Annotated in this window: 15 protein-coding genes; 6 read left to right on the top strand and 9 right to left on the bottom strand. The window is 45.6% G+C overall.

Translation table 11 applies throughout. The annotated features are described in order from the left end of the window. Nucleotide 1: 1 nt before the first annotated feature. The 5 genes from NYE35_RS04755 to NYE35_RS04735 form a co-directional block, all read right to left on the bottom strand. The gene (locus NYE35_RS04755; protein WP_080742404.1) at nt 2-1,000 is read right to left on the bottom strand and encodes a Gfo/Idh/MocA family protein; all 999 of its coding nucleotides are present in this window, start codon (nt 998-1,000) and stop codon (nt 2-4) included. 44 nt (nt 1,001-1,044) lie between these two features. Beyond that, complete coding sequence (locus NYE35_RS04750; protein WP_081387265.1) at nt 1,045-1,395, bottom strand: DUF1648 domain-containing protein; 351 nt, start codon at nt 1,393-1,395, stop codon at nt 1,045-1,047. A gap of 37 nt (nt 1,396-1,432) precedes the next feature. Next, nucleotides 1,433-1,759, bottom strand: a complete 327-nt coding sequence (locus NYE35_RS04745; protein ID WP_036680802.1) for a nucleoside triphosphate pyrophosphohydrolase — start codon at nt 1,757-1,759, stop codon at nt 1,433-1,435. A gap of 40 nt (nt 1,760-1,799) precedes the next feature. Then, nucleotides 1,800-2,195 (bottom strand): (deoxy)nucleoside triphosphate pyrophosphohydrolase, encoded by a 396-nt coding sequence (locus NYE35_RS04740; protein WP_036680800.1) that lies wholly within the window; start codon nt 2,193-2,195, stop codon nt 1,800-1,802. Between the two features lie 167 nt (nt 2,196-2,362). Then, nucleotides 2,363-3,076, bottom strand: a complete 714-nt coding sequence (locus NYE35_RS04735) for a YceI family protein (protein WP_076099545.1) — start codon at nt 3,074-3,076, stop codon at nt 2,363-2,365. 147 nt (nt 3,077-3,223) lie between these two features. On the opposite strand from NYE35_RS04735, the gene NYE35_RS04730 reads away from it, so the two are divergent. The 3 genes from NYE35_RS04730 to NYE35_RS04720 all read left to right on the top strand — a co-directional run bounded on the left by NYE35_RS04730 (nt 3,224) and on the right by NYE35_RS04720 (nt 5,875). After that, the gene (locus NYE35_RS04730) at nt 3,224-3,907 is read left to right on the top strand and encodes a response regulator transcription factor (protein ID WP_232061150.1); all 684 of its coding nucleotides are present in this window, start codon (nt 3,224-3,226) and stop codon (nt 3,905-3,907) included. After that, a complete protein-coding gene (locus tag NYE35_RS04725; RefSeq protein ID WP_076099544.1) occupies nt 3,895-5,310 on the top strand; it encodes a HAMP domain-containing sensor histidine kinase in 1,416 nt (471 codons plus the stop codon). The genes NYE35_RS04730 and NYE35_RS04725 overlap by 13 nt, the downstream gene beginning before the upstream one ends. Before the next feature lie 70 nt (nt 5,311-5,380). Next, nucleotides 5,381-5,875 carry a hypothetical protein gene (locus NYE35_RS04720; protein ID WP_076099543.1) on the top strand — a complete coding sequence of 165 codons (495 nt, stop codon included), beginning with the start codon at nt 5,381-5,383 and terminating at the stop codon, nt 5,873-5,875. A gap of 96 nt (nt 5,876-5,971) precedes the next feature. Here the strand turns inward: NYE35_RS04720 and NYE35_RS04715 are convergent, their stop codons facing one another. Next, nucleotides 5,972-7,099 (bottom strand): copper amine oxidase N-terminal domain-containing protein, encoded by a 1,128-nt coding sequence (locus tag NYE35_RS04715; protein WP_076099542.1) that lies wholly within the window; start codon nt 7,097-7,099, stop codon nt 5,972-5,974. Nucleotides 7,100-7,268: 169 nt separating this feature from the next. Here NYE35_RS04715 and NYE35_RS04710 point away from each other — a divergent pair, with 169 nt between their 5' ends. Next, nucleotides 7,269-8,726 carry an amidase family protein gene (locus NYE35_RS04710; protein ID WP_094902695.1) on the top strand — a complete coding sequence of 486 codons (1,458 nt, stop codon included), beginning with the start codon at nt 7,269-7,271 and terminating at the stop codon, nt 8,724-8,726. 6 nt (nt 8,727-8,732) lie between these two features. Here NYE35_RS04710 and NYE35_RS04705 read toward each other — a convergent pair whose 3' ends face one another. Beyond that, nucleotides 8,733-9,056: a YciI family protein gene (locus NYE35_RS04705; protein WP_081382497.1), complete on the bottom strand. Its 324-nt coding sequence runs from the start codon at nt 9,054-9,056 to the stop codon at nt 8,733-8,735. Nucleotides 9,057-9,158: 102 nt separating this feature from the next. Continuing rightward, the gene (locus tag NYE35_RS04700) at nt 9,159-9,716 is read right to left on the bottom strand and encodes a DUF1273 domain-containing protein (protein ID WP_036680784.1); all 558 of its coding nucleotides are present in this window, start codon (nt 9,714-9,716) and stop codon (nt 9,159-9,161) included. A gap of 199 nt (nt 9,717-9,915) precedes the next feature. On the opposite strand from NYE35_RS04700, the gene NYE35_RS04695 reads away from it, so the two are divergent. After that, on the top strand, nt 9,916-10,599 hold the full coding sequence (locus tag NYE35_RS04695) for a hypothetical protein (RefSeq protein ID WP_076099540.1): 684 nt from the start codon (nt 9,916-9,918) through the stop codon (nt 10,597-10,599). A 100-nt stretch (nt 10,600-10,699) separates the two neighbouring features. Here NYE35_RS04695 and NYE35_RS04690 read toward each other — a convergent pair whose 3' ends face one another. After that, the gene (locus NYE35_RS04690; RefSeq protein ID WP_076099539.1) at nt 10,700-12,730 is read right to left on the bottom strand and encodes a beta-galactosidase; all 2,031 of its coding nucleotides are present in this window, start codon (nt 12,728-12,730) and stop codon (nt 10,700-10,702) included. A 119-nt stretch (nt 12,731-12,849) separates the two neighbouring features. Between NYE35_RS04690 and NYE35_RS04685 the strand changes: the two genes are divergently transcribed. Next, on the top strand, nt 12,850-13,683 hold the full coding sequence (locus tag NYE35_RS04685) for an AraC family transcriptional regulator (RefSeq protein ID WP_235219448.1): 834 nt from the start codon (nt 12,850-12,852) through the stop codon (nt 13,681-13,683). Nucleotides 13,684-14,100 lie beyond the last annotated feature (417 nt).

Genomic DNA, 14,100 nt, shown 5'->3' with positions numbered 1-14,100 from the left:
ATTACTCTCCAGGGTATTTAAGCCCCCACTGTGCACGCACTTGATCCAGCAGTTTCAGAATCGCTAACGATTCATCCAATGTCATCACCGGACTCTCTGTAAGCCCTGCCTGAAGACACCGTCCTACTTCCTCCGCTTCAAAACAATATCCAATAGAAGCACGGTCATCCACAAAGCTCTCTACCTTCTCATCTCCTATATAAAGCGCAGCCGATTTCGGGTTCACTAATGTACCCTCTACAATAATACGGCCTTCTGTGCCAAACACATGCGCTTCCTCCAACATGTTAAGACGAATACCACCGTTCAACGAAGCGGTTTTCCCGTTACCATATGACAGCAGCATCGAGAAATGCTCGTCCACTCCAGTCTCACCTATGTGCACTGTGCTGGAAATAGACTCAGGATGAGGTCCAAACACCATGGAGGCAAAAGAAACCGGATAAATCCCCACATCCAGCAGCGCACCCCCGCCCAGCTTCGGATTCAGCAATCTGCCTTCCGGGTTCCAGTCGGTACGAAACCCTAGGTCTGCCTTCACCAAACGAACATCACCGATCTTGCCCTCAGCAATCCATTCTCTAACCTTTACAATCGCCGGGATGTAGCGACTCCACATCGCCTCCATCAGGAATAACTTATGCGCTCTAGCATAGGCCACAACTTCTTCCAATTCACCGCTGTTTACGGTAAAAGGTTTCTCACACAGGACAGCTTTGCCTGCACGCAGCGCCATTAAAGCATTTTCTTTGTGAAAAGGATGCGGCGTTCCAATATATACCGCGTCTACATTTGGGTCATTCAGCAATTCCTCATAGGTTGCATAGGCATGCGGAATCCCATGATTTTTAGCAAATTCATCGGCACTTTCCTGAGATCTTGACCCAACGGCATAAGCCACACCATTACTGGCATGCGCCAAATCAGTAACAAATTGATGAGCAATCCAGCCTGTGCTAATAATTCCCCATCTCACCTTGTAAGCGTTGTCCATTTTCATTTGCATGTTCCTCCTAATCCTTCTGCTAAGTCTCTTTAATTCTATCAGACCATTCTAATGAATGTATAGGAACTGATGCCAGCAAACACCACCGTCACCACCAAAATAGCAATATTCCAGATCTTGCTCAAGGCCGCTGAGTGCTCGTTAGAGCTTTGAATAAACGCTTTTTGCAAAAGGAACTGTAAAAGCTTCATGATTATGAATCCCAAACAACCCAGCCCGCTTTGCAAAATAACCTCCAGACTAGCTTTACTTACAAATCGATCAGCCATGTTCCCATCATAATGAATCGGGACGGTATCCGGCATTTTGGAATAAAGGAATAAATAAATAGCTACAGGAATCAAGGCCACCACACTGCTTAAGATCATCGTCAGTTTGGTTTTGAACAACGTTTTACCCTCCTTGTGCGGAAAAATAATCTCCCCGTTATTCTCCTTCCACTTCAATCAGATATATCCCCTTCTTAAATCCACCGCGACGTTTAGCTTTCTCTGCACGTTGCTTCTCCAGCTCCATGCTATTGCTCCCATGTGTCTCCGCCAGAGCCTGAATCACTTCCAGCATATCGGCAAGCTCCTCCAAAGCTTCTTCATCACTTGCTGCCTGAAAATATTCCTCCGACTCTTCTTGCAATTTTTTACGTAGTTCAGTTATGTATTCTTTGGACTCTAATATCCTTGTGTTAAAATCTTTCCCTTGAGAAGCTATCAAATCGGGGATGCCGTCACGCACTAGCTTTTCATATACAGGCATTTAAGCTCTTCCTTTCTTCTATATTATATTCTATCTCCCTTCAATCCGGCTTTGATTCCATCAGTAGACGTTCTACAAAAGGAAGATCTGCCGGAGCAAACATGAACTGACCCAGCTCAGCCGGAAGCACCCACCTATGTTCGTCGTGATCCACCAGATCAATTACACCTCCCTGATACCGCGCTTTCCAAGCAATCAATTGGATCTTTATCTCTCCATAGTTATGCTCGTTTATGCCAAAGCTCTCATAGGGAAGGATTGTGATGCCCATCTCTTCCTGAAGCTCTCTTTGCAGACACTCTGCGATGCTCTCATCCTGCTCTATTTTGCCACCAGGAAATTCCCACAGACCTGCCTGCGATTTACCTTGCCGCCGCCGGGCAATAAGAATCTGCCCTTCTACATTATGTATAATTGCTGCCGCCACCTTGATCATAAAGAACACCTCCACTATTGCTAGTTATTCGACAGATACTACTATTAAAACATACAATTCATTCCAAACCAAAGAGACTCTCCCAAACGCCAACACGGCCTGGGAAAATCTCTTCAGTACAGTCTCTCTATAAAATTCACAGCAGCGTTATCCTTACGGAAGAGCTACTATTTTGTCAGCACAAGCTCCAAGCGAACCTCAAGATTATTTTCTGTATCCAGCACAACGGTGTGGGGATTGCTTAGACCAAAGTCAGAAAAGGCTACTGTTGTCGTTCCCGACAACATCAACTGTCCCCCGCTATACGCCGCTTGCGACTGAAAGGTGACGTCCTTTTCTACTCCTTTTACGGTAAGCGTCCCCTGCATTTCAACAGGCACAGTTGCTCCTTCAGTCCATTCTGCCGGCAGCTCCGAAAATGCCTTCACTACAAACGTGGATTGTGGAAATTCCGTAACGGATAGAAAATCCTCTCCTTTTACATGCTCGTCCCGTTGGCTATTGCCAGAATCCAGAGCGCTCATATCCACTGTCCCTTCCCCGGCCATCGAAGTAGAATCCTCTATATTTACCTTCCAGGTACCCTGAACTTTGTTGTCTACGAAGTTTACTGTTTCTTTAGAGGTCGTCACTGACCAATAGACTTTAGAGGTCTCCGCAAGGGTCCAATCCCCGTTTAATTGTTCGGCTGTGACCGCCACCCCTGCTGATGCTCCAGTGTTATTTGTTGTCTCTCCAGCACCTGCTGCTGTTGCTTGATTTGGAATCACGGACTCGATCTCTACATTATTGCCCAGCGATTTATCCAGTAATGTATAACCTGTGACTACTCCTACGATAATAACTCCTGCAGCGATCAAGGCTATTCTTTTTCTCTTCATCCTGTTCCCTCCAATATTCATAATTTCTGTATGCTTTCAAGCTCGTCCCTCATTCTAACAAAGCAATATGTCGGGAAGAAGTCAGAGCAGAACGGGCTATGATGTGTTAAACTTGTCGTAAATTTTATGGACTGGAGGTACTCCAATTTGACGAAATCCATTCTTGTTGTAGAAGATGAAGAAGCCATCTCTAGGGTCCTCAGTGCTTATCTGAAAAAAGCAGGCTTTCAAGTCACCCGTGTAGCCGATGGACGCGCTGCGCTGGAGTCTTTTGCTATATCTCCTCCTTCATTAGTATTACTAGACATCATGCTGCCAAACATGGACGGCTTTGAACTGCTTAAGCTCATCCGTGAAAAAAGCAGCTGCCCTGTGATCATGCTGACGGCAAGAGATGGGATCAATGACCGGCTAGCCGGCCTCGACGGTGGTGCGGATGATTATATGTCTAAACCTTTTATTCCCGAGGAAGTGGTGGCACGCGTGAACGCTGTCTTACGCCGTCCCTCGCAGTGGTCAGATGGCAGCCGCAAACGGCATTATGGCAGTTTGTTTATCGACTTCACAGCACGTGCTGTCTTTTTGAATGGGGCTGAGCTGAGTCTTAGTCCTCGGGATATGTCAGTGCTGTTATTTCTCGCTGAAAGGCCTAATCAGATTTGTACGCGTGAGCAATTAATAGAATTTGTATGGGAAATGGATTATGAAGGAAGCGACCGGGCGGTAGATTTGTCGATCAAAAGACTACGCCAAGCGTTGTCGCACTGGCCTACTAGTGAGGGGGAAATCCGTACCCTAAGGGGGACGGGATATCAATTATGGACAACTTAAAGAGAAACAACGCCAAACGCACCTCTATCCTTTCTTACTGGACGATACGTTATCTGCTCATTATTAGTGTAGGCCTGCTCCTCACAGCTTTAGCTACATTATGGTGGATCCGTCAGGAGGCTATGAGCAATCGTCTGCAGACTGCGGGGCTTTTGGCACAGGAGATTGCAGATCGCAGCTTAAATATGGAAGGCTCCATTGAAATCAGCCAAAATCTCGAAAAGCTGATCGAAGACCGGAAACGGTTTTTCAAGTTAACCATAGAGATGTGCGTGATCATTACCGATCAACAAGGTCAAATGCTATTCTCCCTGCCACCTCTAACTGACAAGGAAATGAGATATAAGCTTAATGATAGCCTGAACGACTCCCGCAGTCCGGAGTTTAAAGCTGCTGTGGCTCCCATAAATTCGAATGACGAAACGCTGGGACAGGTTATTGTTCTGCAATCCAAAAAATCGCTGCGGCATATTCCACAGGAGGAGATCATATTTTTCTCCATACTGCTGCTGTTTCTAATCATCTTAAGTTGGCTAACCATTTACCTCTTATCTCGTAAACTGGCAAAACCCATTCAGAAGGTAGTCGAGGCAGCGGCTCAAATCAGCCATGGCCGTTATGATATCGTTCTAGATAAGGATGCTAAAGAGCGGGAAATTCATGAGCTGATGATGTCTTTTGAAGAGATGGCAGGCAAGTTACAGCAATTTGAGCAGTCTCGAGCCGTAATGCTGGCCGGAGTCTCCCATGAGTTGAAAACACCCGTAACTTCTATTAAAGGCCTGGTGCATGCCGTCCGCGAAGGGGTCGTTGAAGGTGATGAAGCTGTGGAATTTCTGGATATTGCCCTGCTGGAGGCTGGGCGGTTGCAGCGAATGGTAGCCGACCTTCTGGATTACAATGCCCTGACTGCAGGAATGGTTTCCGTTCGTCACGACCGACTGGATGCCGTACCCCTGATATCCGAAATCGTATATCAATGGAAGCTGACACAGGCGGAAGAAGTTGCTGAACCCGTGCTCCATATGCCGATCAATCCCTTGTTTTTGCGTGGGGACTCCCTTCGTATCCAGCAGATTATCGTCAATCTACTTAATAACAGCGTACAAGCCAAAGCTCCTGATCGAAGGGTGCAGCTTACGATAGAACTGCTGGAGCAGCAAGGTCATGGCTTTGCCGAAATCCGTGTTCAAGATAATGGGCTTGGCATCTCATCCAATCATAGTGAGCATGTCTTCGAAGCCTTCTTCCGGGGCAGCGACAAGCAGAGCACACTGCGTGGTCTAGGACTCGGCCTAACCTTCAGCCGTCTGTTGGCCGAATCTATGAATGGAAGCCTCGTGCTTGAGGCGCACTCAGACAAAGGCTGCACCTTCGTGCTGTCTCTGCCGCTTGATGACTAAAAAAATAGTCTGCGATCCATCGACATGGTATAATCATGTGCACAATCACACCGAAAACCGGAGGCTGTATATGCTTACTTTTGAACAAAAATTAGCGATTCTCGACTCTTACCCCCAGCTGGAACGCAAAAACGTATCCCTTGGGCGCGTGAACTATCACTACGAGGAAAGCCAGCATGATAAGAAAACCGTGGCTTTTCACCTGCATCCAAATGGTAATGGCTATGTGTTCGCAGGCTTACTGCGGGGCTACGAGACAGACGATAAGGGCTTCGTGAATATTCGCGACTACTCGGAATCCGAGCTGCGGAGTTTGCTGGATGCCTCCATCACCTCACTGTCTATTTACATTCCTGATGCTCCTGTAGCCAGCAAAAGAAAGAAAAAGGCTGCGGCAACTGCCGATACACTCTGGACTAATGATGAGGGCCAAACCCTAACCCTAAAGCTTGAGGATGATTTATGGTATGTCTATGCCGACCTCAATCTGGAGATGGCGTTTGAAACGCTTGAGGAAGCTAAAGAATATTTAGCGGAAGAGGGATTTACAGCAGCACAGGAGTAATTGTCAGACTTTAATCTACACACTCACAACAAAAGAGGTGTCTGAGCAGCCATTTGTTTTGGCCGTTCGGACACCTCTTTTCTAATAAAACGATCCTTAATATACAGGTTCCGTATATATGTAACTATAAATACCCAAATCGAGCTCGGAAACCACTTCATAATCTAGTTGGAATTCTATAGTCTTATTCGATAGACCTCCTACAAAATAACTGCCCTCCACAACCAACCTATCCTTCCCTCCAACTGGGGCGACCAAGATCAGCTGTTCAGCTTTATTGGCTGGGATCACAAAGTTTTGCAGCCCACCCGTCTGATCCTGAATATATTTACGGACAGACACGAGGTTACTGCCTAATTCCGAGAGGCCGGAATTGTTGTTCCGCCATACATCAAGCGCATCTTGTTGGGATTGGTTGGAACTGACACACGCCTGATTAACTGAAAATTCCGGGATTTTATATATATTCCCGCCAATATTATCGATAACTACTTTATGGGTTACTTCCGTACAATTTTCAATTTTCAGAGTCGGCATGGGATCCTTTTCCTTTGAGAACGTCTTTATGATTTTTTGATCACCAGACTTAAAATTTATTGAGATGTCTTTATTATCCATGTTAGAAAATTCGAGCAAGCTATACAACTGATTATTTTTAATTCCGTAGTGCTTTACGTTTATAACAAACCTGTTTCTCTCATCTGATAACGATTTTGATTGCTCTTGACTTCCTACTGAAATTGTTCTGTTAACCGGAGCAATAAGCTTCTCCTCGGCAACTGGTGAGGTTATGTAAATAGATTTTGCACCTTCATCCCAAGTGACACTACTACCCAACACTTCGCTAATAAATCTTAGAGGGACGAGTGTATTATTTTGAAAATTGATACCCTTTAAGACTTGCTCATGCTCTTTGGCGTTTACAATTACTCTTCCTTCCTTGACCAGATAAAAAATGTTAATATCCCCTTTAACCGCTGAGACCGACTTCGCATGATTATCCCATTTTATAGTTGCGCCTAAAGCTTCAAATATCGACCGCATGGGTACATATGTAACTCCATCTTTTAGGATAGGACTTACATTAAAATGTAATTGCTTACCGTCCAAATAACATTTGAGATCACTGTCGTCCGCAAAGGCTTGACTTGAAGATAAAATAGCAAAACTTATCATCACCACAAAAAAAGTGATAATTTTTGAAGCAAAGTTGTGGTTTTTCATGTTCTTAATTTAGCTCCTAATCTAGAAAAATAAAGTATTACATTGCACACCTGAATATATCAAATGGCCAATCAAAATGTAAGTCTAAAAAGAAAACTACCAACTACACCCAAATTATGGTTAGATGAAGGAGAAGCCATATCCTAGAGGGAAAGAAGCGTGAACGCATATGAGTTTTGAAATCGTAGAGGCCACCATACCGGACATCCAAGCTGCATTAGAAGCCGGAGAAATTACGTCAAAACAACTAGTTCTCATGTATTATGAACGCATTGCTGATCACGACAAAAACGGCCTGACGATTAACTCTGTACTGGAGATTAATCCTGATGCGTTGTTTATCGCAGAATCTCTGGATGTGGAACGGGCAATTAATGGCCCTCGCGGCCCCCTGCACGGGATACCTGTGTTGTTGAAAGATAACATCAATACTGGGGACAAAATGCATACAAGTGCGGGTTCGCTGGCTTTGGCGAATTCTTTTGCCGGGGAAGATGCGTTTATAGTTACCAAGCTGCGTGAAGCCGGAGCCATTATTATGGGTAAAGCCAATATGACCGAATTCGCCAATTTTATGACGAACGGCATGCCCTCCGGTTACAGCTCCCGCGGCGGGCAAGTCCTTAACCCCTACAATATTTCTACGCCAACCGGCGGCTCTAGTGCTGGTTCAGCAGTAGCTGTCGCTTGTAATTTCTGTACGGTCTCTGTTGGCACAGAAACTTCAGGATCGATTCTTAATCCCGGTAATTTGGGCTCCATCATCGGCATTAAGCCAACCGTGGGGCTGCTCAGCCGTTCAGGAATCCTGCCGCTCTCCAATACACAAGACACCGCAGGGCCTATGGCTAGAACCGTTCATGATGCCGTGTTGCTGCTAAACGCCATGCTGGGCAATGATCAGCACGATGCAGCGATGGGAACAAATACAGGTAAAGTCCACGGGGATTATACTGTATTCCTTGATCCGAATGGTTTGCAGGGAGCTAGAATTGGGATACCACGTGATTATTATTTTGAGGAGCTAACAGATGAGCAGCTTGCCTTGTTCAACGCTTCCGTCAACAGGATGAGAGAGCTTGGAGCAACCATCATTGATCCCGCGGATATTAAAACCGCCCGCGAAATTAGTTACTCTTCGGTGGTATTAAACGAATTCAAAACAGCACTGAATGCTTATTTATCTCATTTGGGCCCCGGAGCACCTATGCGAACCTTGAAGGATATTATTGATTTTAATCATGCACACCCTGTGGAGACTTTGAGATTTGGTCAAGCTACGTTAATAGATGCGGAATATACCTCCTCCGGCACACAAAGCGAAGCTCAATATTTACGCCATCGTGCGACTGACCTGAAGCTGTGCAAGGAAGAAGGCATCGATGCCACTATGAAAGAATACAATCTGGATGCCCTGCTGTTCCCTGCCGATTTTGGCGCCAGAATTACTTCCAGAGCAGGATATCCGTCCCTCGTCGTTCCTTCTGGGTACACGTCGGCCGGTGCTCCCTTTGGTGTAACCTTCTCAGCAAAAGCTTATCAGGAGCCCACGCTTATCAAGCTAGCCTATGCTTATGAGCAGCATTACAAGGTGCGAAAAGCGCCTTCGCTAAAAAGCTTCATTTGATTAAACCTATTCATGGAGTGGAACAATACCTAAATGCCTGTTTCCCTCATGGGACAGACTCCATGTACGCACTTCATAGCTACGAATGCCAGACAGCACGTAAGGATCTTTTTCGGCAAGGAGAACGGCTTCTTCGCGTGAGTTCGCTCTTACAATAACCATGCCGCCAGGACAATCACTAAAGGGACCACACAGCACTAATTGTCCTTTGCGGTCCAGCTCTTGTAAATGTTTAACATGACCACGAATAATCTCCATGTCTCTACGGTCTTGATTCGTCGGGCTAAGCAAAATAACATAACAAATATCTGCTTGATTGACCTCACTCATCCTATTCTCCACCTCTCGTTCAAATAGAAACTAAAGCCCGTAACGGTGATTTCCCAATGCCGATTCGGGCTTTTTTATTTCGCGATGTCTTCGTTCGTAGCTTTATTCATAATCTCGCTGATTTTCTTCATCGGCAATATTTTGAATCTCATCAGAATGAATAAGAAACAGCTCGTAGTCCCCCTCTGCATGCAGCTTCAGCGCTCGTTCTTTAAAAAACTTCGGGCTGCCTTCCGCCGCATCCTCATCATAAAAGAGCAATATCCCGTCACTTTTGCGGAACAACAAGTCATCTCTGGCCCTGAACTGCCAGCTGCCGTCATAAGGGGCATTACTGACCGCCCTGCAAAAGTCCGCACCCGCAATAATACGTCGGTATTCCTCCTGCTTCTCTTCCTTCCACTTCTCTTCCTGTCCAGTATGCGCCGTAATGATCCCCAATTTCAATTCAGGATATTGAGTCTTGAGTTCACATACCACCTCACAAGCCCAAAGATCGACACCATACTGGCCAGGGGTAATAATCCATTCGACGCCTTCTTCAATTAGCGGCTTTAATCTGTTAGACAGCGCCTTTTTGATATAAGGAATTCCCGGATGTTTATTGTCAAAAATACCGAGCTCATGCGCACGGTAGCCTGTTACGAGTAAATTCTTCATGTACTGCCTCTTTCCTGAACGTTGGTTATGTCTTACCATGACTTACCTTTGTAGAGTTTTATCCCACTTATATGATTATTATATAGCATTTCCTTGATCTATTTCTTTAGGCAAACTTTCAGCTGATCTTAAGCAACCTTTCAGAACCATCTGATATATTCCTCCTAATCTATCTAAAACTATTAAGGAGAGAAAATAAATGAAAAAATTAATCCCGATTATGATCTCAGGAAGTCTACTTGGTTCTTTATTATTAGCTGGCTGCAGCACGAATTCGGAGGCCGAAGGAACAGCAGTTGCCAATAACCAAGCGAACACGGCACCCGCAGATAACACTGAGGCACAGCAATCTCAAGGAAACGACAATCAACAAAACGGCAGACCCGACATGTCCATGAATTTCGGCAAGATTAAGAGTATTAGCGACAACACGATTACAATCTATACGTCAGAAATGCCTTCCCCGCCCGCACAAGGCACTGGAGGTACGGCTGGAGCCGATATGCAAAATGGTCAGGCCGGTACTCCACCGGAAAGACCCGAAGGTGATCAAGGCTCAGATAACGGTACACCTCCAGAGGGGGGAATGCCGGAAGGAGGTGGCCCTGACGGCGGTGGACAAGATGGTGGACCACAGGGTGGTGGGATGCAGCAAACCTTCTCCGAGGAAACCACAGATATTACAATTGATGCTGATACCAAAATTGTAACGGTGACCTCCGACAATGGCACGCGTCAGGAGAACACGATCAGCTTAGCTGACCTGAAAGCTGATGACATTATCCAATATACGCTGAAATCCGATTCCACTTTGGCGGAGAGCATTACTTTAAGCAGCGGAAACCCAATGGGTACGGCTGAAGGCAAAATGAGCAGCGACTGAAACACCAAAAGATAACAGAAAAAATCCCCACCTACGATCAGCTTCATAAAAGCGTTTTGTAGTGGGGATTTCAAATTTATATAGGTTAGACGAGACTCAACTATTTTTTATCCGACAAAATCAATACTCCGCGACCCGGCACAACAGCTGAACCACTGATTACATTACCTGTCAGTAGATCAGTACGCTCAGCTGCCCCAATATCGGCGCTTAAATCACCAGCGGTGTGGTTCAGCAAGAACAGATAAGATACGCCATCCTTCACACGTTGAACAGATTCGATACCTTCCGGTGCAGTTACCAGCGGCTGAATGTTCTTTTCGGCACACAGATTCGCTAGGAAACCTTGCAGGAATCCAGCTTCTGGGCTAGTCGCCACATAATAAGCTTTACCTTCGCCAAATTTATTCACAGTCAGTGCAGGCATTCCTTTATAGAAATCAGAACCGTACTCTGCCAAAACTTCTGCCTCTTCGGCATGGATCAGATCGCAGAGCAGATCACATTTATAAGAACCACTCAAGCTACCCCACGTTTTATCCAGCACGAGCTCATTGCTCATACCTGGTAGTAATGCATCGATTTCCTCTGCCCAAATTCCAAGTACTTTACGCAACTCGCCTGGATAACCTCCAACCGTTACAAGGTCGTTCTCATTAACAATACCGCTGAAATAAGTCGTAATGAATGTGCCGCCCGCTTTTACAAAGGCTTCAACCTTCTCTGCAAAACCTGGCTTGACCATGTACATTACAGGTGCGATAACAATTTCATACTTGGACAGGTTCTCTTCAACCCCGATCATGTCGGCTTCGATATTTTGCTGATACAGCGCATCATAATATTTGTGAACTTCATTCACGTAATCCAAGGCAACCGACGGACCGCTTGATAGATCAAGTGCCCAACGATTTTCCCAATCGTAAATGATCCCTACTTTAGCTGCACTGCGCGCATCCAGTAATTGATCTCCAAGCTGCTCCAGCTCTTTGCCCAGCTCAGCACATTCACGGAATACCCGTGTGTGTTCATGACCCACATGCTCAATTACCGCTCCATGATACTTTTCACAAGCCCCTATCGAACGACGCAGCTGGAAGAACAACACAGTATCTGCACCACGCGCTACAGCCTGGTAACTCCATAGGCGCATAACGCCTGGACGTTTCAAAGAGTTGTACGGTTGCCAGTTCTGCTGGCTCGGTGTTTGCTCCATCAGCATGAACGGTTGGCCATTTTTTAATCCACGCATAAGATCATGTGTCATTGCTGTAAAGCTGACCGGTGTGTCCAGTGAAGGATAGTTGTCCCAAGAAATTACATCCATATGCTTGGCCCACTCAAAATAATCCAGCTCCGGATAAAAGCCCATCAGGTTCGTTGTAACAGGTACGTTGGTGCTGTGTTCTTTGATCGCTTCATATTCGATTTTGTAACATTCGAGCAAGCTATAAGACATAAAACGGCGATAGTCCAACGAGATCCCTTGGAAGTTAGTACGGTTACCGTTCCATTCTTCACTCAGCTCATTTGGCACCACAATTTCTTCCCAATCATAAAACGTATGTCCCCAAAAGCGTGTATTCCAAGCCTTGTTCAAAGCATCCAGCGAACCATAACGCTCCTTCAACCAGACACGGAAGGCAGCAGCGGACTGTTCGGAATAATCATAGCCACCATATTCATTAGAAATATGCCAAGCTACCAGTGCCGGATGATCCTTGTAACGTTCTGCCAGCTTACCAGCCAGCTTCGCTGCATACTTGCGGTAAACTGAACTGTTCGGATTGGAGTTATGACGTCCACCGAACTTACGTTTTCTGCCCTGGACATCGACACGTGTCACTTCAGGATATCGGTGAGCCATCCAAGCTGGATGCGCTCCTGTTCCTGTAGCTAGACATACATAAGTTCCATTTTTATATAGTCTATCCATTAATTCATCCAATGAGGAGAAATCATAAGTATCTTCGGAAGGTTGAATTAAAGCCCAGGAAAACACATTAATTGTGGCAACATCAATTCCCGCCAGCTTGAACATCCGTTCATCCTCAGCCCATACAGGCGCATCCCATTGCTCCGGATTGTAATCTCCACCGTACCAAATTTTAGGTAATTTATCGTTAATCACACTTCGCACACCCTTTATAGTATAATTATATATCTATTGTAAATGGTTAAGGTTGCCCTTTAAATATAAAATAATATCTCATACATATAAGAATATAGAACTAACAGGAGAGGATAGCATTGTCCGAAATCATGCATCGCAGGATCGTATTCGTCCATGAAGGTGGACAGCACTTGCCAATCACTTTAGACAGTATGGGGCACAATCATGATCAGGAAAAAGTATCCCGCCCCGATGGCTATGACACGTATCATTGGCTTCAGACCTCAGAAGGTGAAGGGATTATCCATTTTGACAATAAAACCTTTTCCTTGCCCGTAGGCAGCGGCGTATTACTACTTCCCTATACACCCCATCGTTATGAGGCCTCCACTAAAAACTGGGGTACCTATTATCTAACGTTCGGTGGCGATTCGGCACAATCTATTTTGGAGACGCTTGGGATGAATAGTAATTCTTTTTACCGTTGGGAAAATGAAGCGCCTCTCCCCAATCTGCTGAAGGAAATGCTGGATCGTCATGATGCCTACCAGGATATGTTTGGTCTCGGCGCCTCCACAGATGCTTATCGTTTTTTGCTTACTTTGAGTAAATATGGCCAGCTTCATAACAATACGGCGATTTCCCGCAATGTAGATAAGCTGCAGCCACTGCTAAAATGGATGGACAGCCATTATGGCGATCCTGATCTCGGACTGAACGATCTAGCCGATGAACTAGGGGTATCTGGGCGCTATCTTAACAACCTATTCGTCCAAACTTTCGGACTCTCGCCTTATGCCTACTTCGTACGTTTACGCATCCGCAAAAGCAAAGAAATGCTCGTAAGCCAACCCGATCTTACGGTAAAAGCTATCTCCCAGCTAGTCGGCTTCCGCGATGTCAGTCACTATGTAGCCACATTTCGCAAGCAATCCGGGACTACGCCGGAGCAATTTAGACGCCTGCATTAAAAATGTCCCGCCCACTGTGGAAAAATTGCTCGCTGGGAATATGCGGCTAGAACGTAGTAAGAGTATGGTATGCGCTACTATTGTGTAGAAATGGGCGGTGCGGTACGGTACGTTGGCTGGGTGCATTTGGCTGCGAGTGTGCGGCACCTCTGAGCTGGATCGTGTAGATCTGTACATGATGGGAGTCTATGTGGAAATCTGATCATGATGGAGTCCATGCGGAAATCTGATCATGTTATGGACCTCATGTGGAAATCTGATCATGTTGGAGCCCATGCGGAAATCTGATCATGTTGGAGTCCATGTGGAAATCTGATCATGATGGAGTCCATTGTGCAGCTCTCTTCAGTTCAGTATGAGTAAGTCAAACGAAATAATTGCACTTTGTACACTTAAAATAGCCTGCAAGGCAGAAAT

The organism is Paenibacillus sp. FSL L8-0494 (assembly GCF_038003695.1).
GTDB lineage: Bacteria > Bacillota > Bacilli > Paenibacillales > Paenibacillaceae > Paenibacillus_AQ > Paenibacillus_AQ odorifer.
The sequence above is the reverse complement of the archived record's forward strand: the minus strand, read 5'-3'. Positions and strand labels throughout refer to the sequence as shown.